We start from the raw sequence: 20,957 nt of genomic DNA on the forward strand, positions 1-20,957 counted from the left end.
ATGGCTGTACCGGAGAGAACACTTGGCGCGCTCAAACTTCATGTACGCGAATCGCTGATCGCGCGCACCGTTCAGCTGCCCATTCAGACATTCATTCATACCCAGGGTGTCAGCAGCGCCTTTCTGCTTGCAGCCGCGGTCATCGCGCTCGCCTGGGCCAATTCGCCATGGCGTGAAGCTTACTTCCATGCCTGGCATATCGAGGTGTCGCTCTCCGGCCTCAAGCTTCCCATCCATGCCTGGATTAATGACGCCATGATGGCGCTCTTCTTCTTTCTCGTCGGCATGGAGATCAAACAGGAGCTCGTTTCCGGCGAGCTTCGCGATTTACGCCGGGCCGCGCTGCCCGTTTGCGGCGGCCTGGGCGGCATGATCGCGCCCGCACTCATCTTCGCCCTGCTCAATCACGGCCGTCCCGGGGCGCACGGATGGGGTGTTCCCATGGCCACCGATATCGCCTTCTCGCTTGGAGTTCTCACTCTCATCAAGGGTGTGCCACCGGAGCTCAAGATCTTTCTTCTCTCGCTCGCCATCGCTGACGATATCGGCGCAATCGGCGTCATCGCCATCTTCTATACCAGCCACCTGCACCTGGAATCGCTGCTCATCGCGGCGCTCATTCTGGTTGTCATTCTGCTCTGCCGTCGCATTGGCCTGGGCCGCCAGATTCTCTATGCCGCGCTCGGCTTCGCCTTCTGGCTTGCTGTACTTCGCTCCGGAATTCACGCCACGATCGCGGGTGTCATCCTCGGCTTTCTCATGCCGGTCAAGGCTGGCATCTCATCTGCGGATTTCAGCGAAATCGGCAGCGAGATGATGACGGATCTCAGGTCTGCCCAGTCCAGCGGCGATACTGCGCGCGTCCATCGCATCCTCGGCGCCATGGAATACCTGCTTACAAAGACAGAAGCCCCTGCCGACCGCATCACGCGCAAGCTTCACGACTGGATTGCTTTTCTGGTCCTTCCCCTCTTCGCGCTCTCCAATGCCGGGGTCACCTTTTCCCTGTCGACGCTCGGCACCATCCTGCACAGCAGCATCTGCTGGGGCGTTCTGCTCGGACTCATCGTAGGCAAGCCGCTCGGCATCCTCAGTGTCAGCTGGCTCGCTACACGCGCCGGGCTTGCGCGGCTGCCGGCCTCGATCTCCTGGACACAGATCGCCGGAGTCGGCGTACTGGCCGGCATCGGCTTTACCGTCTCGCTGTTCATCAGCGCGCTGGCTTTCGATGATCCACTGCAACTCGACGCCGCCAAAACAGCCATCCTGCTTGCTTCGCTCATCGCCGGTATCGTAGGGTTTTTTCTCCTGAAACGCGCCGTCCCTTCCGATAACCCCACATCTTCAACGCATTAAGCGGAAATCTGTTTGCGCTTTCGCTCTCCGATGCGAGGATAGGTCCATCCTGCTTGCAGAGGAAGTGCCATGCCTGTTCGCTCGCGCCGCTGTCTGTCCGGCATTCTGCCGCTCTTTGCTTTTCTGATTTTCTCAGCGCCTTCGCCCGCACACGCCGAAGTCCCGACACCCGTCTCCATCCTCGGCCATACACCGGGTGACGACTTCTATCTCGCCGACTACGAAGACGCCATCCGCTACTTCCACGCTCTAGCCGCGAGCTCCGATCGCATCAAGCTCTTCTCCATAGGCAAGTCCACGGAAGGCCGTGAATACGAGATCGCCGTCATCTCCTCTCCGGAGAACCTTGCTCACCTTGACGAATACAAGGAAAACTCCCGCAAGCTGGCCGACTCGCGCAATCTCACCGACGCCCAGGCGCGCGAGCTCGCGCACAATACAAAGATCATTGTCCATATCGACGGCGGACTCCACTCGAACGAAGTCGCCGGCGGCCAGCATTCGCTGGCCCTCGCCTACAAACTGCTCTCCGCGCAGAACGATCCGCAGATCGACGCCATTCTCAACAACGTCGTTCTCGTGCTCTGGCCCACGCTCAACCCTGACGGACAGGATATGGTCGTGCACTGGTACCGCCAGAACCTCGGCACGCAGTATGAGGTCAGCCCCATGCCGTGGCTCTTCCAGGATTACGTCGGTCACGACAACAACCGCGATGGCTACATGCAGAACATGATCGAGTCGCAGGTCGTCACCAAGGCTGAGATCGATTGGAGCCCGGCCATCTTCTACTGCCAGCACCAGACCGCGCCCTTCCCGGCACGCATCTGGATTCCACCCTTCTCCGATCCCATCTCCTCGAACATCAGCCCCTACATGCGCAGCTGGCTCAACGTCATCGGCACGCAAATGTCCGCGTCGCTGCAGGAACAGCACATGCCCGGGGCCATCTCCGAATACCGCTTCGACAACTGGTATCCCGGCTTCCTCGACTTTACTCACGTCTTCCGCAACGAAGTCTCATTCTTCACGGAGACCGCCCTCTACCGCTATGCGACACCGCGTTTCTACACCGTGGATGAGTTCCCCAAGGAGTCGCAGGATCTAAAAGCACTTACCATGTACACCGATCCATGGCAGGGTGGCTGGTGGCGTCTCGGAGACGCGGTTCGCTACATGGTTGCCGGCTCCATGTCCGTTCTCGACACCGCAGCCAAGTACCACGAGCAGCTTCTCTACAACCGCTGGCAGGCCGCGCACGACAACATCGAGCATTACCAGCACAACGCGCCCTATGCCTACGTCCTGCCCAATCCGCAGACCGACACCCCCGAGGCAGCACAGCTGGCCGACGTCCTGCTGAAGAACGGCATCGAAATCCACGTTGCGAAGCAGACCTTCCACGCCAACGGCATCGACTACCCCGCCGGCTCATGGATCGTGCTTATGGATCAGCCGTGGTCCAATCTCGTCAAGGAGCTCTTCGAGCCGCAGCACTATCCGCAGGCCATCCTCGACGGCAACTCCGGCAAGCCCGTCACACTGCCCTACGATGTCACCGGCTGGACTCTGCCCATGCAGATGGGCGTCCGCGCCGATGCCGTCACCGATCCCGTCTCCGAAGAAGAGCGCGCACACCTCGAACTCATCCCCGCCATCGCTTCACCACAAGGCGGTGTCGAGGGCACAGGACCGGTATTCGCCCTCAGCCACAAATCTAACGCCAGCTTCGAAGCCGTCAATGACATCCTCGCCACAGGCGGCTCCGTCTCCTTCTCCAGCAGCCCGATAAAAACCAGTGAAGGTACGGAAGCAGGCGCTTTCCTCGTAAGCGGCATCGGCAGGACCAGCCTCGAATCCATCACTGCAAAGTGGGGTGTGCCCGCCGTCTCTGCCGCCAAGAGCGACGATGCCATCCCCCTGCACAAGGCGCGTGTCGGGCTCTATCGTCCATGGGACCCATCCATCGATGAAGGCTGGACCCGCTGGATTCTTGAAAAATACAACTTCGCTCCCATCAGCATCTACAACGCCGGCATGAAGGCCGGCGACCTCAAATCGCGCTTCGACACGATCATCCTGCCTGATGTTTCGAAGAACACCCTTCTCAACGGATTCAAGCCCGGCATCGTGCCCAGCCAATATGTCGGCGGCATCGACAACAGCGGCGTCGAAGCCCTGCGCCAGTTCGTGCAGCAGGGCGGCAACCTCGTCGCATTCAACGATGCGGCCGCAGCGCTCATCGATCTCCTCGGCCTGCCCGTCACCAACATCCTCGATGGCGTCAGCAGCGATCAGTTCTTCTGCTCCGGCGCACTCCTGCGCATCGAGCTTGCCGATCGCTCACGTCCTGCCGTATGGGGACTACCTGAAAATCCCATCGTCATGTTCGAAAAAGGTCCCGCCTTTGCTCTCAAGCCCGGCTTCAACGGTGCGATCCTGGCTCGCTACCCGAAGGGGATCAACCCTCTCGAGAGCGGCGTCCTTCTGCACCCTGAAAAGATCGAAGGTCAAGCCGCGGCGGTCGAAGTTTCCGTCGGAAAAGGACACATCTTTCTCTACGGCTTCAAACCACAGTGGCGTGCCGAGTCGCACGGAACCTACAAGTTCTTCATGAACGCACTCTACCGCTACGAGGAACCGGCATTAGCCGAGCTGCCGCCCATCCCCGTTGCGCAGGAGCCTGCGGCAAAAATGCCTGTTCACAAATCCGAGAAGCAAGACGACATAAACCGCTAGGCTGAAAAACGACCAGAACGCGACCAAAAAGAGCAGGGCCGAAGACGATTCGCCCTGCTCGAAGTAGTGTTGCATCTTCCACGCCCGGTCGCGCGTCCAAAAGATCACGGCTGGACTCATCTCAGCCGAAGAGATGAGACAAGGGCTGCGATGAAGATTGGAATCACCTGTTATCCCACCTACGGCGGCAGTGGCGTCGTGGCCACCGAGCTCGGCATCGAGCTCGCCGCAAACGGACACGAGGTCCACTTCATCACCTACTCGCAGCCCTTCCGTCTCACCGGCCGGGAACATGGCATCTTCTATCACGAGGTGCCCGTCTCAAATTACCCGCTCTTCGAGTATCCGCCCTACGACCTGGCACTCGCCACGCGCATGTCGGAAGTCGCAGCCTACTACCAGCTCGACCTGCTGCACGTGCACTATGCCATTCCTCACTCCATCTCTGCGTACCTCGCGCGGCAGATGCTCGCCGAGCGCCATCGCCGCCTGCCCTTCGTCACCACGCTGCACGGTACAGACATCACGCTGGTCGGCCTCGATCATTCCTATCTGCCTATCACCCGCTTCGGCATCGACCAGAGCGATGGCGTCACAGCGATTTCAAGCTATCTCCGCGAACAAACCCTGCAACAATTCAAAGTAAAAGGCGAGATTGAGGTCATCCCAAACTTCGTCAACTGCGATGTCTACACACCGCTCAGCGCCGAGGTGCGCGAAGCCGGCCGCGCGCAGTTCGCCGAGCCCGGCGAGAAGATTCTCGTCCATCTCTCCAATTTCCGCCCCGTCAAGCGCGCCGTCGACGTCGTGAAAGTCTTCACCGAAGTTGTAAAGCAGGTACCAGCAAAGCTGCTGATGGTCGGCGACGGTCCCGACCGCTCGCAGGCCGAATGGCTCGCCCGCCGCGCGGGCATCCAGGATCGCATCCACTTCATGGGCAAACAGGCCAGCGTCAACGACCTGCTCCCGCTCGCCGATCTCATGGTCATGCCCAGCGAGATGGAGTCCTTCGGCCTCGCCGCTCTCGAGGCCATGGCCTGCCGCGTCGTACCTATCGCAACCGCTGTGGGTGGCGTGCCCGAGCTCGTGCAGGATGGCGAGAACGGCCGCCTCTTCGACGTCGGCGACATCGACGGCATGGCCAGCGCAGCAATCGATCTGCTCAGCGACGATACCAAATACGCGGCCATGGCTGCTGCTGCCCGCAAAACCGCGCAGCAGCGTTACTGTGCTTCGAAGATCATTCCGCTCTACGAGAAGTACTACGAGCGCGTCGTGGAGCGTGCGGCCGGCGTCACGATCTGAGCCTCGTCCCCCTCACCACCCACCGGCACAATCACCGTGACCTTTGTGCCGCGCCCCGGCCGACTGGTTACGTCGAAGAGCGCCGCGCCTCCGTACAGCACCTCCAGCCGCTCGCGCACATTCTTCATGCCGATGCCGGTACCGCGGAGCACGCCGCTTGAATGCGAGCGGCCCGGTGCAATCCCCACGCCATCGTCTTCCACCTCGATAATCATGCGCTCGCCTTCGAGCCGGCTGCGAAGCGTGATCGTACCGCCTCCGATGCGCGGCTCCAGCCCATGCTTGATGCTGTTCTCCACCAGCGGCTGCAGCAGCATGCTCGGCACCGGGTAATCCAGCGTGCGCGCATCGATCTCCTTCACCACTTTCAGCTTGTCCGCGCCAAAGCGAACCACCTCGATGCCGAGATAGTCCTCGGTAAAACTCAGCTCCTCGCGCAGCAGAATGTAGGAGTCGTGATCCTTGAGCAGAGCCCGCAGAATATTCGCCAGCTTCACGATCAGCTCCCGCGCTTGCTCGGGACGGAAGCGCACCAGCGAAGCAATCGAGTTCAGCGTATTGAAGAGAAAGTGCGGATTGATCTGCCGCTGCAGCGCGTCCAGCCTCGCCTCCAGCACCAGCCGCTTCTGCTCCTCGAGTGACCGCTCGGTACGAATCGCATTCCAAACCTTCAACGGAATGCCGACGACCACCGGCGCAACAAACCAGATCGCCAGCCGTGGGCCCCAGGAGCTCGGATGCAGTGAAAATAGCCACCGCGGATAGGCACGGTGAATCCACTCCCGACATATCTCCATGCCGACGATCAAAAACATCAGGAGAATCTGGCGATCGAAGCGTGGCTTGCGCAGGTTGCGCCTGATCCAGCGATAGATGCTCAGGTCCACAAACGGCGAAAAGGACCAGACCTCTTCTTCCTCGGCAAACTTTCCGAAGAGCCCGGCCGTCAGGCCAACGGCCAGGTTAAAGGGCAACGCCAGATATTCGTGATGAAGCAGTGCCGGCAAGGCCAGAAAACCACCGCCAACCAGCGCAGCGAAAGGCCCAAAGAGAATGCCGAGGATGACCGTAGCTTCGAACGAGAGATCCGCAGCCAGAAAATTTGGCACGGTGAACCGCATCCACACACCAAGCCCGAGCGGAATACAGATGAACGCCAACAAGCCAAGAACCTGTGCCGGACGGCGGCGGCTGGCAAAGAGCAGATTCTGGAAGGTACGCGAGCGTGCGAGGGCGCTCGAAACCGCGGCGGCAACGCCCAGCTTGACCAGCAGCGTGATAAAGATAAGCCGCGACTCGTTCACTTCTTTACTCTAACGCCAGATGCCGGAAATGCCCCCGAATCGATCCCCAGGGAGCCGCATCTATAATGTATCTATGCCGTTGCAGAATGTTCGAAAGGTTGCGGACGCGGACTTCCCTTCCCGCTGGGGTCATTTCCGCATCCTGGGATTTGAAGGGGACGTCGTCTCTCCTGAGCCTTGCCGAGAAGGCACAACGGCACCGGCTCTTCGTGTCGAGGCAGCAGTGGCGCTGGTCATGGGCGACATTCACGCCGCTCCGCCGATCGTCCGCATTCATTCGCAGTGCCTCACCGGCGATGTCTTTCATTCGCTGCGCTGCGATTGCCGCCAGCAGCTCGAGCTTGCGCTCTCGACGATCACCGAAGCCGGCACTGGCATCCTGCTCTACGAGCAGCAGGAAGGCCGCGGCATCGGCCTTATGGCCAAGCTCAAGGCCTATGAATTGCAGGATCAGGGTCTGGATACCATCGAAGCGAACGTCCAGCTCGGCTATAAAGCGGACTGCCGCGAATTCGAACTCCCCGCCGAAATCCTCAAGAAGCTGGGCATCAATGCCGTCCGGCTCATGACCAATAATCCGGAAAAAGTCGCAGCTCTCGAGTCGGCCGGCATCCAGGTCGTCGAGCGCATCTCAGCCGAGATCGAGCCGGAGAAGACCTTCGAGCGTTACCTCCAGGTCAAGCGCGACAAGATGGGCCATCTCATCGCCCCGCAACCGGTCAAGTAACCACCGCCATTACAAATTCAGCCCCGCCCGGATCTGCACAGCGTGCAGCGGTCCTTCAGCTTTCCGGCGAAGGATTGGGAGCAGGGCTTTCCGTTTTTTCTGGCAATGGCTCTGCTGGGGCTGTCGCCTGGGGAGCCGGCGCAATGCCGCCAATCTGCACCAGCGGCGGCGCAGCAGGCTGCGCTGTCCCCATGGCAGCCTCGTGCTGGCGTTTTGTCATAGCATCCAGATCCACCGGGAACCCACCGGGCACAATCACCGGCTGCGCATAACGGAACTTCAGCTCGGAGGTCGTAACCGTCAGAACAATCAGCAATGCGAACATTACCAGCACGCAGATGGCGCTGCCCTCCGGACCATAATCGCCGCCGGTAAGCCATGCCGGACCGATGGTATTGCTCAGGATCACCGGCGAAAAATTCGTCAGCCCGCTGATGGGCAGCCCAAACAGGATGCCCATCGAGACATTCCATCCCAGATGAAAGCCCCAGCCCACCCAGAGCGCGCGTGTGCGCAGCCATGCCAGCGAAAGCAGGCAGCCGGCAAGAAACGTCACAAAGGTGCTGGCCGCTGTCGATCCAGGATTGCCAAGGTGAATCAAGGCAAACAGGGCTGAGAGCACGATCGTGGCCGGCACCGGGCCAAAGGCCTCAATCAGTCGCTGAAAAGGATAACCGCGAAAGGCGACTTCCTCGGCCAGCGCAGCAATGGCGAGAATAGCCACATCGAGCACCAGCAGCGGAATCTGCGCCCAGCCCGTAAAGAACGTAATGACAAGACCGCCGGCGAGCGCAATCGGCAGCACGCACGCCACCATGCCGCCCCAGCCGAGCGCCGCACCGAGACCTACCTCGCGCCGCCAGCCGCTGCGCAAAGCCAGCCCCATGAGCTTGATCGGTGTACGCTGGCTCTGCCCGGCATAGGCCATCCCTGCATAACCCGCAATCAGCAGGAAGAGCAGCACGATGCGGTTCACCAGTTCGAGCCATACGCCCGAACTCAGGCCGAGAGCCACACGCTGCGCGATCTCACGCGCTACATAGAAGTAGCAAACGCCGATCAGAAACCACAAAAACGAGCGGAAACGTGAGCGCTGGTTCATACCACCTCTCGGCAGTCCTCACCGCGCTCTGGCACGCATACGATCTGCCGGAACGTGAAGACGAAAGGCATCAGGCGGTATAGAACTGCGCGATGTTGCGGAATTTTTCGTAGCGCTGATTCAGCAACTCATCGGTCGAGAGCGCCTTCAGCTCATTCAGATGCCAGCGCAGCTTCTCTGCCAGCAGTTGCGCCGCTGCCTCCGGATCCTCATGCGCGCCTTTACCCGGCTCCGGAACGATATCGTCCACGCAACCCAGTTCGTGGATATCCTCCGCCGTCGCCTTCAGCGCCGCTGCCGCCTGCGCGCGCTTTGAGGCATCACGCCACATAATCGACGCACAGGCCTCGGGTGAGATCACCGAATAAATCGCCTTCTCCAAAATCAACACACGGTCGGAGACCGCCAGCGCCAACGCACCGCCGGAACCACCCTCTCCCGTCACCGTCGCAATCGTCGGAACCCGCAGCCGCGCCATCTCGCGCAGGTTGCGGGCAATCGCCTCGCTCTGGCCGCGTTCTTCCGCGCCCAGCCCGGGATTCGCGCCCATCAGGTCGATAAACGTGAAGATCGGGCGGTTGAACTTCTCCGCCAGCTTCATCGCGCGCAGTGCTTTGCGATAACCTTCCGGATCCGGCATGCCGAACTTACGAAGCACTTTCTCCTTCGTCGTCCGGCCCTTGAGGTTGCAGATAACCATCACCTCTTCGCCCTCGAAACGGGCAAAGCCGCACAGCATCGCCGGATCGTCACCGAAGTTACGATCGCCGTGAATCTCGCTGAAATCAGTAAAAATCTGTTCGATGAATTTCATCGGATCGGGGCGCTGCGGATGCCGCGCCAATTCAGTCTTGGTCCATGCAGCGGGGACGGTTTCAACGCCGGAAGTAAGGTGCGGTGCAGTGCCTTGAGCGTGATCAGTCATAAATACAGTTGCGGCATTGCCGGAAAATTCACCGGCTCGCGTCGCTCTCCCGATTGTAGAGATGCCGGCGGTGCAATACAAACCCGCCGGCCCCTTATGCATGTCATCCCCTTAATCCAGGATCTGCACCACGCCCCGGCCCAGCAGCGCTTCCGTGCGATCGATAAACCCACGGTCCGCCGCAATGGCAAAGCCTGCCGGCTCCATGATGACGCAGTATTCGCCCTTTTGCTCCAGGCTCAGCATCAGCTTGCCTGGTCCCGGAGCGGCCTCCAGCAGTACCTTCAGCTCTTCGAGTGTCGCCTCGCTCGCCCGCTCCAGCGGCACCTTCAAGCGGATGTTCAGCGGCAGCTTCACCTTCACATCCTCGAGCGGCTGAATCGATGCAATCGCAATCTTCGGTGCCGCATCTTCTTCCGCCCGGATATTGCCCTTGATCAGAACCGGCACTTCAATCTTCAGGCTCTCGGCCAGCCGCGCATAATCCTTCGGAAAACAGATGATATCGATCTTGCCGACTGTATCCTCGAGCGAGGCCGCCGCATACAGTTCGCCCGAGCGCTTCGACTTGGCTACCTTCAACCCAACAATCACGCCCGCCACAGCCACATCCGGCTCCTGCGGCTGTCCGCGCCGCGGAGGCGCTGAGGACTGCTTCATTTCGAGCGCGGCAGCCGTATCCACCACGCCGGAAACATTCCGCAGCTTGTCCGCATACTTGTCGAGAGGATGCCCCGAGACAAAGAAGCCCAGTACTTCCTTCTCCGACTGCAGACGCTGATTCTCATCCCAGTCGGCGACATTGGGCAGATCATCCACTGCCGCTGCCGCCGGATGATCATCAAAAATGCCGAACAGTCCATGCTGTCCCGATGCCATGTCCCGCTGCGACTTCTGCGCCTGTTCGATGGCCTTGTCCGTCGCTGCAATCAGCTGGGAACGACGTCCGAACGAATCCAGCGCGCCCGCCTTGATCAGCGATTCCAGCACACGCTTGTTGATCAGCCGCAGGTCGATCTTTTCGCAGAACTCCCAGTATGACGAGAAGCTCTTGCCTGTCTCTGTTAGCTCGCTGCGCGCAGCCAGAATCGAATCGATCGCATTGCGGCCCACATTCTTGATCGCAGTCAGCCCGAAACGGATTGCATTACCGTGCGGCGTGAAGTCCGCGTCCGAGAAGAGCACATCCGGCGGTTCCACCGGGATCTCCATCTCGCGGCATTCCTTGATGTACTTCACCACGTTTTCCGGCTTCGAAATTTCCGACGTCAGCAGCGCAGCCATAAATTCGACCGGATAATGTGTCTTCAGATATGCAGTCTGATACGCCAGCAGCGCATAGGCTGCCGAGTGCGATTTATTGAAGCCGTATCCCGCAAACTGCTCCATCAGATCGAAGATGCGGACAATCTTGTCCTTCGGAAAGCTCTTCTCAAGTGCGCCGGAAACGAAGCGGTCGCGCTGCTTCGCCATCTCAGCCGGATCCTTCTTACCCATCGCGCGGCGCAGAAGATCGGCTTCGCCCAGCGAATAGCCGGCGAGCACGTTGGCGATCTGCATCACCTGCTCCTGGTAGACGATGACGCCCAGCGTCTCCTTGAGAATGGTTTCCAGCGGAGGCAGTTCGTACTCCACCTTGCGCCGTCCCCACTTGCGCTCGATGAAGTCGTCGATCATGCCGCCCTGAATCGGGCCAGGACGGTAAAGCGCATTGAGAGCCGTCAGGTCCTCCACTGACGTCGGCTTATACCGGCGCAGCACGTCGCGCATGCCGCCCGATTCAAACTGGAAGACGCCTGATGTCAGAGCACGGTGATAAACCTTTTCGTAAGTCTCCTGGTCGTCGAGCGGAATCGTCTCAAGATCCAGCGTCACATCGCGGTTCTTCTTGATGAGCCTTAGACAATCATGGATGACCGTCAACGTGGTGAGCCCGAGGAAGTCCATCTTCAGCAGGCCCATCTTTTCGACCGCCTTCATGTCATAGGCGGTCACAATTTCATCGTTCTTGCTGCGGCTTAGCGGCACCAGGTCTGTCAGCGGACGAGGAGCAATCACGACGCCGGCCGCGTGCACACCGGCACCGCGCACCAGCCCCTCGAGCTTGAGCGCCGTGTCGATCAGCTCACGAATCTGCGGGTTGCCGTCATAGGCCTCCTGCAGCGGCGGCGAGTCCTTCAGTGCCTGCTCGATGGTTACGCCGATCGTCGCCGGAATCAGCTTCGCGATGCGATCCACGTCGCCATACGGCATGTCGAGCGCACGGCCTACGTCCTTGATCGAGGCCTTGGCCGCCATCGTATTGAAGGTGATGATCTGCGCCACCTGCTCGCGCCCATATTTGCGCGTGACATACTCGATCACCTCGCCGCGCCGGTTCATATCGAAGTCGATATCGATATCCGGCATCGAAACGCGCTCGGGATTCAAAAAGCGCTCGAAGAGCAGCTCATTCTGCAGCGGATCGATATTCGTGATCTCCATCACGTATCCGACCAGCGATCCCGCCGCCGAACCACGCCCTGGGCCGACAGGGATATCGTGCTCGCGCGCATAGCGGATAAAGTCCCAGACAATAAGGAAATAGCCCGGAAACTTCATCTGCTTGATGATGGAAATTTCGCGCTCCAGACGCGCCTCGTAAGCCTCGATCGGATGCCGCAACAGCCCGCGGCTCTGCAGATGGCGAACCGCCGTATCCAGACGCTTGCGGAAACCCTCGCGGCACACCTGCTCGAAGTAGCTGTCGATCGTATGCCCGTCCGGAACGGCAAACTCCGGGAAGGGATTATCTACCTTGCTCAGCTTCAGATTGCAGCGCTCGGCGAACTGCATCGTCCGGCTCACTACCTCCGGTGCATGCGAGAAGACCTTCTCCATCTCCGCCGCGGTCTTGACGAAGAACTGATCGGAATCGAACTTGAAGCGCTTCGGATCGTGGATCGAACCCGCAGTCTGCACGCACAGCAGCACCTCGTGCGCATGCGAATCATCCTCGCAGAGATAGTGGCTGTCATTGGTCGCGACGAGCGGGATGTTCAGCTCTTTTTCAATCCGGAACAGATCGGCATGAATCTTCTTTTCCAGCTCCAGCCCCTGGTCCTGGATCTCGAGGAAAAAATTCCCCTTCCCGAAGATGTCCTGGTACTGTGCCGCGGTCGTGCGGGCAGCGTTGTAATTCCCTGCCAGCAGGTTCTCCGATAGCTCACCGGAAAGACACCCCGAAAATCCAATCAGCCCGCTCGCATGCTCGGCCAGATACTTCTTGCTGATACGCGGCTTGCGATAGAAGCCGTGCAGCGAAGCCTCCGAGGTGATGCGAACCAGGTTGCGGTAGCCTTCTTCGTTTTCGGCCAGCACCAGCAGGTGGTTGTAATCGTCGCCCTGCGGATCGGCGCGATGGTCTTCTTTTTTGCAGACGTAGAGTTCGCAGCCCAGAATCGGCTTGATGCCGCGCTTCTTCGCGGCTTCAAAGAAGTGCACCGCGCCATAGATGTTGCCGTGGTCCGTGATTGCGACTGCTGACTGCCCGATATCGGCAACACGGTTGACCAGCTTTTCTACGTCGCAGGCTCCATCGAGGAGGGAGTAATCGGTATGGATATGCAGGTGCGTGAATTCAGCCATGATTCTTCCTCGATTCTATTCCTCATGGCTCGCCGTATCCGCATAGGCATTGCATGTTACGGCTGAGGAAAACCCGGTACAAAATCTCAGTCACGCACAGGCTCTTCTGTAGACGCGCCCTGCCCATCGGCAGGCAGCCACAGGGTAAAAATAGCGCCGCCGCCGGGCCGGTTGCCCATCGTCACCCCGCCGCCATGCGCGATCATGATGGCCTTCACAATCGCCAACCCCATGCCAGTGCCCGATGTACCCGGCTTCTGGTTTCGCCCCCGGAAAAACTTGTCGAAAATATACGGCTGATCCGCCTCATCGATTCCGGGCCCCCGGTCTTCGAGGCTCACCATCAGCCGGTAGTCCTCAACGCGTGCCCAGATGCGCAGGGATGAGGCATCCGGCGAATAACGTGCCGCATTTTCGATCAGATGCCGCAGCACCCGCCGCACCAACTCGCGATCCAGCAGCACCCGCGGCAGGTTATCCGGAATCTCCACTGTGACTGCGCGGTTGCCCAGCGGGCCGCGCGCCTCTTCAAGCGCCATCGCCACCAGATCGGCAATTTTCTCGGGCTTCGGCTTTACCTGAATACCCTGCGCATCCAGCTGGGCCATCTCCACGGCACGGCCGATCAGCAGGTCCAGCCGCGCCGACTCCTCTTCGATCACCGCGTACATTTCCGAACGCCCTTCGTTCGGCAGATTCGGGTGGCTGAGCAGTGTCGATGCCGCCGCGCGGATCGAGGTCAGCGGCGTACGCAGATCGTGTGTCACAGAATCGAGCAGCGCCGAACGCAGCCGTTCGCTCTCGCGTGCAGCCTCCACGTGCGTACTTTGTTCGATGGTGGCCGCGCGCTCCAGTGCAATGGCCACCAGCGCGCCGATAGCCTCGAGCTGTACATGCGAAGCGCTGCTGCCCAGCACGGCCAGAGCCCCCACCGAGCGCATGCCGAACATCAGCGGCACCACCTGCGCGCCATCAATCGCGCGCGCCCCCGTCTCGAGTGCCAGGGCCGCTTTGCGCAACTCCGCTGCCGGAAGCAGCACAGCCTCAGGGTCCGAGTAGTGTGCCGCGTCATGATCCCGCACATAAAGCGCCACGGCCCGAAAACCAAAAATCGTCGCCGCAATCGACGGTGCCTGTCTTGCCAGCGAACGGAAATCATCCTGCAGCATCAATTGCTGACTGAAGCCGTAGAGCTGCTCCACTTCCTGCCGCCGCGCCTCCGAGATACGCGTCTGCTGCCGAGCCGTATCCGAGAGATGACTCACCAGGATGCCCACAGAGAGAAACGCGCCCAGGGCAATCCAGTTCTGCGGATCGTGAATCGTGAAGGTCCCGATCGGAGGCAGAAAGTAGAAGTTATAGAGCAGCGCGCACAACACCGAGAGATAGATCGAATGAACGATTCGGAAGCGTGATGCAGTCAACAGCACCAGCACCAGGAAGGTGAGTGCCGCGGTGGTCTGGTTGATTTCTGCAAGGTAGCGGCAAACCAGCGCCACAGCCACCGCCGCTGCGGTGATGCCCAGGAACGAAACCAGCTCACGGCGCACGCTCTGTCGATCCATACTCGCGTCGATGATACAGTCAGGAACGATGGGCCCCAAGCGGCGCCCTGGTAAAACCATGGCTGAACGAGTTCTTGTCGTCGACGACGAAGCGCAGATCACTCGCGTACTGCGCACCGCACTCTCCGCACAAAACTATGATGTCCGCACCGCAAACGACCCCGAAGAGGCACTGCATCTCTTCGAAGAGTGGGCGCCGGACCTGATCATCACCGATCTCATGATGCCCGGCATGACCGGCGTCGAGCTCTGCCGCGCCATCCGCACCCGCAGCAAGGTGCCTATCCTCGTGCTTTCGGTCCGCGAACAGGAACGCTCCAAAGTCGAAGCGCTCGATGCCGGAGCGGATGACTATGTCACCAAGCCCTTCAGCATCCAGGAACTGATGGCCCGCGTCCGCGCGCACCTGCGCCGCGCCCCGGAACGAGTCACCGATGCCCCCGTCACGGTCGGTGACTTTATCGTCGACATCGCGGCCCACGCAGTCACCGTTGCAGGCCGCTCTGTGCACCTCACCCCCAAGGAATTCGACCTGCTGCTGCTCTTCGCCCGCAATGCCGGCAAGGTGCTCACCCACCGCGCACTGCTGACTGCCGTCTGGGGTGCGCAATCTGCGCAACAGCCTGAATACCTGCGCGTATTTGTCGGCCAGCTGCGCAAGAAACTGCAAGGGGATAGCGGCAAGGAATACATTCAGACCGAGCCCTGGGTGGGCTATCGCTTCCTCCCTGACGGAGGCACCGAATAGCACCCATTACGACTTCCTTATAAATCCCTTACGAGGTGCTTAGCGTCCTGCTTGTTTACTGAGTTTTAGTCGATGATCTCAGTATGACAACCCTGCGTGACACCTCGAAGTTTCTGATTCTGATCGGTCTGCTCCTCCTGGCATTGCCTCTCGTCGCACAAGGCTCTGCGGCGTCCAATTCGCAGCAGCCTCCAGCAAATGACGGCGAAGTGCAGCAGCTGCGCGATACCGTCAAGCTTCTTGAGCAGCGCGTCAGCGCGCTCGAAGCTGAGATCGGTCGGCAATCCCACGCCGACTCGGCCACTGCCACCACAGAAGCCTCGAGCCTGACCGCGGCCACCAAGGAACTTTCCCCCACCCCGCCGTCCGCAACGCTTCCCGCGCCGGCTTCGCCCCCGGCAGCCGCGGTATCGATCCTCCCCACGCAGCTTCCCGGCGGCGCCACGCTCGGGTATGACATCGACGGCTACTACGAGTACGACTTCAACCATCCCATCGGCCGCGTCGACTACCTCCGTGCCTACGATGTCCTGAGCAACGCCTTCAGTCTGAACCAGGCCGGAATCGTCTTCGACCTCGATCCCGATGTCTCCCATGGCCGCCGCTACGGCGCGCGCCTCGACCTGCAGTTCGGCCAGGCGACTGAAACCAGCCAGGGCAACCCTGAAAATGAACCCCGCCCCGATATCTACCGGAATATTTTCCAGGCTTATGGCACCTATGTCGTCCCCGTCGGTTCGGGTCTAAATGTGGACTTCGGCAAGTGGGCCAGCTCGCTGGGCGCCGAAGGCAATTACACCAAGGACCAGCTGAACTACACCCGGTCTTTCTTCTTCAACTATCTGCCCTTCTATCACATGGGCATACGCACTTCGTACAAGGTCAACAGCTGGCTTACCGCCAACTACTGGATCGTGAACGGCACCAACCAGACCGAGCCCACGAACTCCTTCAAGGACGAGCTCTTCGGCTTCAACCTTCAACCCGCAAAGAGCGTCGCCTGGACGATCAACTATTACCTCGGGCAAGACCATCCCGACGTAACTACATCCACCGGCTGCACCACGCCGGTACAACCCGGCCTCTGCTTCACTCCGATCTCACCGGCGCCCGACGGCAAGCTTCATATCTTCGACAGCTATGCCACCTGGACCGTGAACCCGCGCCTCTCATTCACCGGCGAAGGCGACTACGTCATCGAACGCGAGTGGGCCAACGCCGCTCCCGGCGAATCTTCCGCGCCCTCGCATGTGGATGGCGGCGCCGCCTATGTGCATTTCCAATGGACGCCCCGCACCGCGCTCACCGCACGCACGGAATATCTCTCCGACCGTGGCGGTCTCTTCAGCGGCACGACGCAGGCGCTCAAGGAAGGCACCTTCACCTACGAATACAAGCTTGCTGACAATCTGCTGGCACGCATGGAATACCGTCGCGACTGGACAAACGTGCCTTTCTTTTTAACCGACAAAACAGGACTGCTCTCCGATCACCAGACCACCGCCACGCTCGGCCTTGTCTGGTGGTACGGAGGACGGCAAGGCGCCTGGTAACAAGCCCTCGTACTACGCAAGGAGCAATTGTGCTGGACATACTTATGCTCGTCATCACCGCGGCCTTCTTCATTGTGGCCCTGCTCTATCTCGCCGCCTGCGAGCGGCTAAGGTAGCCCCTGAGGAAACCATGGATATCACTACCCTGATCGTTGTCCTGCTCACCATTGCGCTGCTGGTGTATCTGGTCTTTGCGCTGCTTTCCCCGGAGAAATTCTGAAATGACCGCGAATGGATGGCTGCAGATTCTTCTGCTGCTCGCTGCAGTTGTAATACTGATGCGCCCTCTTGGCCTTTACATGGCTGCTGTATTCGAAGGGCGTAAAACCTTCCTCGATCCCGTCATCCGCCCCGTCGAGATGCTGGTCTACCGACTCTGCGGCGTCAAGCACGAGGAAGAGATGAACTGGCGTGAATACGGCACAGCCGTCATGCTCTTCAGCTTCGTCTCCATGCTGCTGACCTATGCCATCCAGCGGCTCCAGCATATCCTCCCCTGGAACCCGCAGGGTCTGCCCGGCGTCGAGCAGGCCCTGGCCTGGAATACAGCCAGCTCTTTCACCACCAACACCAACTGGCAGTCGTACGTACCCGAAGCCACCATGAGCTACTTCACGCAGATGGTCGGCCTCGCCTATCACAACTTCCTCAGTGGAGCAGTCGGCATCGCTGTCGCCATTGCCCTCCTGCGCGGCATCGCACGCAAGCAGTCCTCGACCATCGGCAACTTCTGGGTCGACAGCACGCGCAGCGTCCTCTACATTCTGCTGCCCATCTGCCTCATCCTCGCGCCGGTGCTCATCGGCCAGGGCGTCGTGCAGAACCTGCATCCTTACACCACCGCGCACACGCTCGAAAACGGCACGCAGACCATCGCCCAGGGCCCTATCGCTTCGCAGGAAGCAATCAAGATGCTCGGCACCAATGGCGGCGGTTTCCTGAACGCCAACAGCGCGCATCCGTTTGAGAACCCCACCCCCTTCAGCAATTTCCTTGAGATTCTCGCCATGTTCCTCATCCCCGCGGCGCTCACTGTCACGCTGGGACGCATGGCAGGCTCGCCCGGACATGGCTGGGCGGTCTTCTCCTGCATGCTGCTGCTATGGCTGGTCAGCGTCTTCTGCATTTATGCGGCGGAAACGCACGCCCATCCGCTCCTGCACGGCGTCGATCAGCAGCACACCGCATTACAGGATGGCGGCAACCAGGAGGGCAAGGAGATCCGCTTCGGCCAGGCCGGCTCGGCGCTCTTCGCCGGAACGACGACCGACATCAGCTGCGGCGCAGTCAACGGCATGCATGACTCCTTCACCCCGCTCGGCGGCCTCGTCGTCCTCGCCAACATCATGCTCGGGGAAATCGTCTTCGGCGGCGTCGGCTCCGGTCTCTACGGCATGCTCATCTATGTCGTGCTGGCTGTCTTTATCGCCGGTCTCATGGTCGGCCGTACCCCGGAATACCTCGGCAAGAAGATCGAAGCCTTTGACGTGAAGATGGCCATGCTCTATGTGCTCATCTTCCCGCTCCTCATTCTCGTGCTCACGGCGATTTCCGTGCTCGCGCCGCAGATGGGTCTTTCCAGCCTCAATAACGGTGGCCCGCACGGCCTGACGGAAATCCTCTACGCCTTCACCTCGGCTGCCGGCAACAACGGCTCGGCCTTTGCCGGACTCAATGCGAATACCCACTGGTACAACATCGCGCTCGGCTTCACCATGCTTTCCGGTCGCTTCCTGATGATGGTGCCGATGATTGCCCTGGCCGGAAATCTTGCCCAGAAGAAGAGCGTACCGCCTTCACCGGGAACCTTCCCCGTGAACTCCTCGCTCTTCACCATTCTGCTCACCGGCGTCATCCTCATCGTCGGCGCGCTGACTTTCTTCCCCGTACTCTCGCTCGGACCGATCCTCGAGCACCTGCTGCTGAAGCAGGGAGTCCTTTTCTAAATCACGTCGGAGAGATACCAAAATGGCAGAAAAACAGAGTCTCTGGAATCCGGCGATCCTCGGGCAGGCGGCGGTGGGCGCCATCACCAAGCTCAATCCCCGCCTGATGCTCAAGAATCCGGTCATGTTCGTCGTCGAGGTCGGCAGCGTCCTCACCACTGCGCTGCTTATTCAGGACGTCGTCCTGCACCGGCCCATCGGTTTCAATCTTCAGATCACCCTTTGGCTGTGGTTTACCGTGCTCTTCGCCAACTTCGCCGAAGCCATGGCCGAAGGCCGTGGCAAGGCCCAGGCAGACACGCTGCGCAAAGCCAAAGGCGAAACCATGGCCTACCGCTACAACGAGCACGGCTCTCTTGAGGCCGTATCCAGCTCCGCGCTTCGCTCCGGGGATGTCATCAAGGTAGAAGCCGGCCAGTTCATCGCCGGCGACGGCGAGGTTATCGAAGGCGTGGCCTCGGTCGACGAATCGGCCATCACCGGCGAGTCCGCGCCCGTCATCCGTGAAGCCGGCGGCGACCGCTCGGCCGTCACCGGCGGCACGCGCGTCCTCTCCGACTGGGTGAAAATCCGCATCACCTCCAACCCCGGCGAAACCTTCCTCGACCGCATGATCGCGCTCGTCGAAGGGGCTTCGCGGCAGAAGACCCCGAATGAGATTGCGCTGAGCATCCTGCTCTCCGGCCTCACCATCATCTTCCTGCTCGCCGTCACCACGCTCCAGCCCTTTGCCATTTACTCGCACGCGCCGCAGACCATCTTCGTGCTCGTCTCGTTGCTCGTCTGCCTGATTCCCACCACCATCGGCGGCCTGCTCTCCGCCATCGGCATCGCCGGCATGGATCGTCTTGTGCAATACAACGTCCTTGCCATGTCCGGCCGTGCTGTCGAAGCAGCGGGCGACGTCAACACTCTGCTGCTCGACAAGACTGGCACCATCACCCTCGGCAACCGCCAGGCTACGGAATTCTTCCCTGCTCCCGACATCAGCACCGAGCGCCTTGCCGACGCCGCGCAGCTCGCATCTTTCTCGGATGAAACCCCGGAAGGCCGCTCCATCGTCGTCCTTGCTAAGGAGAAGTACAACCTCCGCGGCCGCGACCTCACCAACATGCGCGCCGAGTTCGTGCCCTTCAGCGCGCAGACCCGCATGTCCGGCATCGATCTCCCCGGCACCGCGATCCGCAAAGGCTCTGCCGATGCTATCGCCCGCTTCCTCGAGCAGCAGGGCTCAAGCCTGCCGCGCAAGGTCAGCGATAAGGTCGAAGAGATCGCCCGCATGGGCGGCACGCCGCTCGTCGTCGCGGAGAACTCCACCGCGCTCGGCGTCGTCTACCTCAAGGACATCGTCAAGGGCGGCCTCAAGGATCGTCTCGCCCGCCTGCGCGCCATGGGCATCCGCACCATCATGATCACCGGCGACAATCCCCTCACCGCCGCTGTAATCGCCCGCGAAGCCGGTGTCGACGACTTCCTCGCCGAAGCCAAGCCCAAAGACAAGATGGACCTCATCAAGCGCGAGCAGGCCAAGGGCAAGCTCGTTGCCATGACCGGGGACGGCACCAACGACGCACCCGCGCTCGCTCAGGCGGACGTAGGCGTCGCCATGAACTCCGGTACGCAGGCCGCGAAAGAAGCCGGCAACATGGTCGATCTCGACTCCAACCCTACCAAGCTCATCGAGATTGTGGAGATCGGCAAACAGCTTCTCATGACCCGTGGCGCGCTCACCACCTTCTCCATCGCCAACGACGTGGCGAAGTACTTTGCCATCATCCCGGCGATGTTCGCCGGCGCTTTCCCGGTGCTCAATGCGCTGAATATCATGCACCTGGCCACGCCGCATTCTGCGATTCTCTCCGCCGTGATATTTAACGCGTTAATCATCATCGGCCTCATCCCGCTGGCGCTCAAGGGCGTCAAGTACGAACCGAAATCGGCGGCGGCTCTGCTGCGCCGCAATCTGCTCATCTACGGTGTGGGAGGCGTCATCGTCCCCTTCATCGGCATCAAGGCGATCGATATCGTCATCACCGCTCTTCACCTGGCGTAAGCCTTGA

The 20,957-nt window shown here is 60.4% G+C and carries 14 protein-coding genes; 9 read left to right on the forward strand and 5 right to left on the reverse strand.

Annotation, left to right across the window (positions count from 1 at the left end; all coding sequences use genetic code 11):
- The 3 genes from nhaA (at position 1) to bshA (ending at position 5,400) form a co-directional block, all read left to right on the forward strand.
- The gene (nhaA, locus tag ESZ00_RS11510; protein ID WP_129208406.1) at positions 1-1,356 is read left to right on the forward strand and encodes a Na+/H+ antiporter NhaA; all 1,356 of its coding nucleotides are present in this window, start codon (positions 1-3) and stop codon (positions 1,354-1,356) included.
- A gap of 69 nt (positions 1,357-1,425) precedes the next feature.
- A complete protein-coding gene (locus ESZ00_RS11515; RefSeq protein ID WP_129208408.1) occupies positions 1,426-4,095 on the forward strand; it encodes a M14 family metallopeptidase in 2,670 nt (889 codons plus the stop codon).
- A 150-nt stretch (positions 4,096-4,245) separates the two neighbouring features.
- Positions 4,246-5,400: an N-acetyl-alpha-D-glucosaminyl L-malate synthase BshA gene (bshA, locus tag ESZ00_RS11520; protein ID WP_129208410.1), complete on the forward strand. Its 1,155-nt coding sequence runs from the start codon at positions 4,246-4,248 to the stop codon at positions 5,398-5,400.
- On the opposite strand, the gene ESZ00_RS11525 is transcribed toward bshA, so the two are convergent.
- The gene (locus tag ESZ00_RS11525) at positions 5,358-6,704 is read right to left on the reverse strand and encodes a sensor histidine kinase (RefSeq protein WP_129208412.1); all 1,347 of its coding nucleotides are present in this window, start codon (positions 6,702-6,704) and stop codon (positions 5,358-5,360) included. The genes bshA and ESZ00_RS11525 overlap by 43 nt on opposite strands.
- Positions 6,705-6,777: 73 nt before the next feature.
- Here ESZ00_RS11525 and ribA point away from each other — a divergent pair, with 73 nt between their 5' ends.
- Complete coding sequence (gene ribA, locus ESZ00_RS11530; protein ID WP_129208414.1) at positions 6,778-7,431, forward strand: GTP cyclohydrolase II; 654 nt, start codon at positions 6,778-6,780, stop codon at positions 7,429-7,431.
- 55 nt (positions 7,432-7,486) lie between these two features.
- Here the strand turns inward: ribA and ESZ00_RS11535 are convergent, their stop codons facing one another.
- The 4 genes from ESZ00_RS11535 to ESZ00_RS11550 all read right to left on the reverse strand — a co-directional run bounded on the left by ESZ00_RS11535 (position 7,487) and on the right by ESZ00_RS11550 (position 14,650).
- A complete protein-coding gene (locus ESZ00_RS11535; protein WP_129208415.1) occupies positions 7,487-8,533 on the reverse strand; it encodes a CPBP family intramembrane glutamic endopeptidase in 1,047 nt (348 codons plus the stop codon).
- Between the two features lie 70 nt (positions 8,534-8,603).
- The gene (locus tag ESZ00_RS11540; RefSeq protein ID WP_129208417.1) at positions 8,604-9,458 is read right to left on the reverse strand and encodes an acetyl-CoA carboxylase carboxyltransferase subunit alpha; all 855 of its coding nucleotides are present in this window, start codon (positions 9,456-9,458) and stop codon (positions 8,604-8,606) included.
- Positions 9,459-9,569: 111 nt separating this feature from the next.
- Positions 9,570-13,085: a DNA polymerase III subunit alpha gene (gene dnaE, locus ESZ00_RS11545; RefSeq protein ID WP_129208418.1), complete on the reverse strand. Its 3,516-nt coding sequence runs from the start codon at positions 13,083-13,085 to the stop codon at positions 9,570-9,572.
- Between the two features lie 86 nt (positions 13,086-13,171).
- A complete protein-coding gene (locus ESZ00_RS11550; RefSeq protein WP_164981479.1) occupies positions 13,172-14,650 on the reverse strand; it encodes a sensor histidine kinase in 1,479 nt (492 codons plus the stop codon).
- Between the two features lie 58 nt (positions 14,651-14,708).
- On the opposite strand from ESZ00_RS11550, the gene ESZ00_RS11555 reads away from it, so the two are divergent.
- The 5 genes from ESZ00_RS11555 to kdpB all read left to right on the forward strand — a co-directional run bounded on the left by ESZ00_RS11555 (position 14,709) and on the right by kdpB (position 20,950).
- A complete protein-coding gene (locus tag ESZ00_RS11555) occupies positions 14,709-15,398 on the forward strand; it encodes a response regulator transcription factor (protein ID WP_129208420.1) in 690 nt (229 codons plus the stop codon).
- Positions 15,399-15,481: 83 nt separating this feature from the next.
- On the forward strand, positions 15,482-16,951 hold the full coding sequence (locus tag ESZ00_RS11560; RefSeq protein WP_129208422.1) for an outer membrane beta-barrel protein: 1,470 nt from the start codon (positions 15,482-15,484) through the stop codon (positions 16,949-16,951).
- A gap of 130 nt (positions 16,952-17,081) precedes the next feature.
- The gene (kdpF, locus tag ESZ00_RS11565) at positions 17,082-17,171 is read left to right on the forward strand and encodes a K(+)-transporting ATPase subunit F (RefSeq protein ID WP_129208424.1); all 90 of its coding nucleotides are present in this window, start codon (positions 17,082-17,084) and stop codon (positions 17,169-17,171) included.
- 1 nt (position 17,172) lies between these two features.
- Positions 17,173-18,897: a potassium-transporting ATPase subunit KdpA gene (kdpA, locus tag ESZ00_RS11570; RefSeq protein WP_129208425.1), complete on the forward strand. Its 1,725-nt coding sequence runs from the start codon at positions 17,173-17,175 to the stop codon at positions 18,895-18,897.
- A 22-nt stretch (positions 18,898-18,919) separates the two neighbouring features.
- Positions 18,920-20,950 carry a potassium-transporting ATPase subunit KdpB gene (gene kdpB / locus ESZ00_RS11575; protein ID WP_129208426.1) on the forward strand — a complete coding sequence of 677 codons (2,031 nt, stop codon included), beginning with the start codon at positions 18,920-18,922 and terminating at the stop codon, positions 20,948-20,950.
- Positions 20,951-20,957: the final 7 nt, after the last annotated feature.

It is taken from the genome of Silvibacterium dinghuense (assembly GCF_004123295.1).
Classification (GTDB): domain Bacteria; phylum Acidobacteriota; class Terriglobia; order Terriglobales; family Acidobacteriaceae; genus Silvibacterium; species Silvibacterium dinghuense.

Bases quoted from the DNA above. Each gene is read 5' to 3' on its own strand.
- ESZ00_RS11550 (WP_164981479.1), bottom strand. From the start codon at position 14,650: ATGGATCGACAGAGCGTGCGCCGTGAGCTGGTTTCGTTCCTGGGCATC.
- nhaA (WP_129208406.1), top strand. From the start codon at position 1: ATGGCTGTACCGGAGAGAACACTTGGCGCGCTCAAACTTCATGTACGC.
- ESZ00_RS11555 (WP_129208420.1), top strand. From the start codon at position 14,709: ATGGCTGAACGAGTTCTTGTCGTCGACGACGAAGCGCAGATCACTCGC.
- kdpB (WP_129208426.1), top strand. From the start codon at position 18,920: ATGGCAGAAAAACAGAGTCTCTGGAATCCGGCGATCCTCGGGCAGGCG.
- bshA (WP_129208410.1), top strand. From the start codon at position 4,246: ATGAAGATTGGAATCACCTGTTATCCCACCTACGGCGGCAGTGGCGTC.
- kdpF (WP_129208424.1), top strand. From the start codon at position 17,082: ATGGATATCACTACCCTGATCGTTGTCCTGCTCACCATTGCGCTGCTG.
- kdpA (WP_129208425.1), top strand. From the start codon at position 17,173: ATGACCGCGAATGGATGGCTGCAGATTCTTCTGCTGCTCGCTGCAGTT.
- dnaE (WP_129208418.1), bottom strand. From the start codon at position 13,085: ATGGCTGAATTCACGCACCTGCATATCCATACCGATTACTCCCTCCTC.
- ESZ00_RS11540 (WP_129208417.1), bottom strand. From the start codon at position 9,458: ATGACTGATCACGCTCAAGGCACTGCACCGCACCTTACTTCCGGCGTT.
- ribA (WP_129208414.1), top strand. From the start codon at position 6,778: ATGCCGTTGCAGAATGTTCGAAAGGTTGCGGACGCGGACTTCCCTTCC.
- ESZ00_RS11560 (WP_129208422.1), top strand. From the start codon at position 15,482: ATGACAACCCTGCGTGACACCTCGAAGTTTCTGATTCTGATCGGTCTG.
- ESZ00_RS11515 (WP_129208408.1), top strand. From the start codon at position 1,426: ATGCCTGTTCGCTCGCGCCGCTGTCTGTCCGGCATTCTGCCGCTCTTT.
- ESZ00_RS11535 (WP_129208415.1), bottom strand. From the start codon at position 8,533: ATGAACCAGCGCTCACGTTTCCGCTCGTTTTTGTGGTTTCTGATCGGC.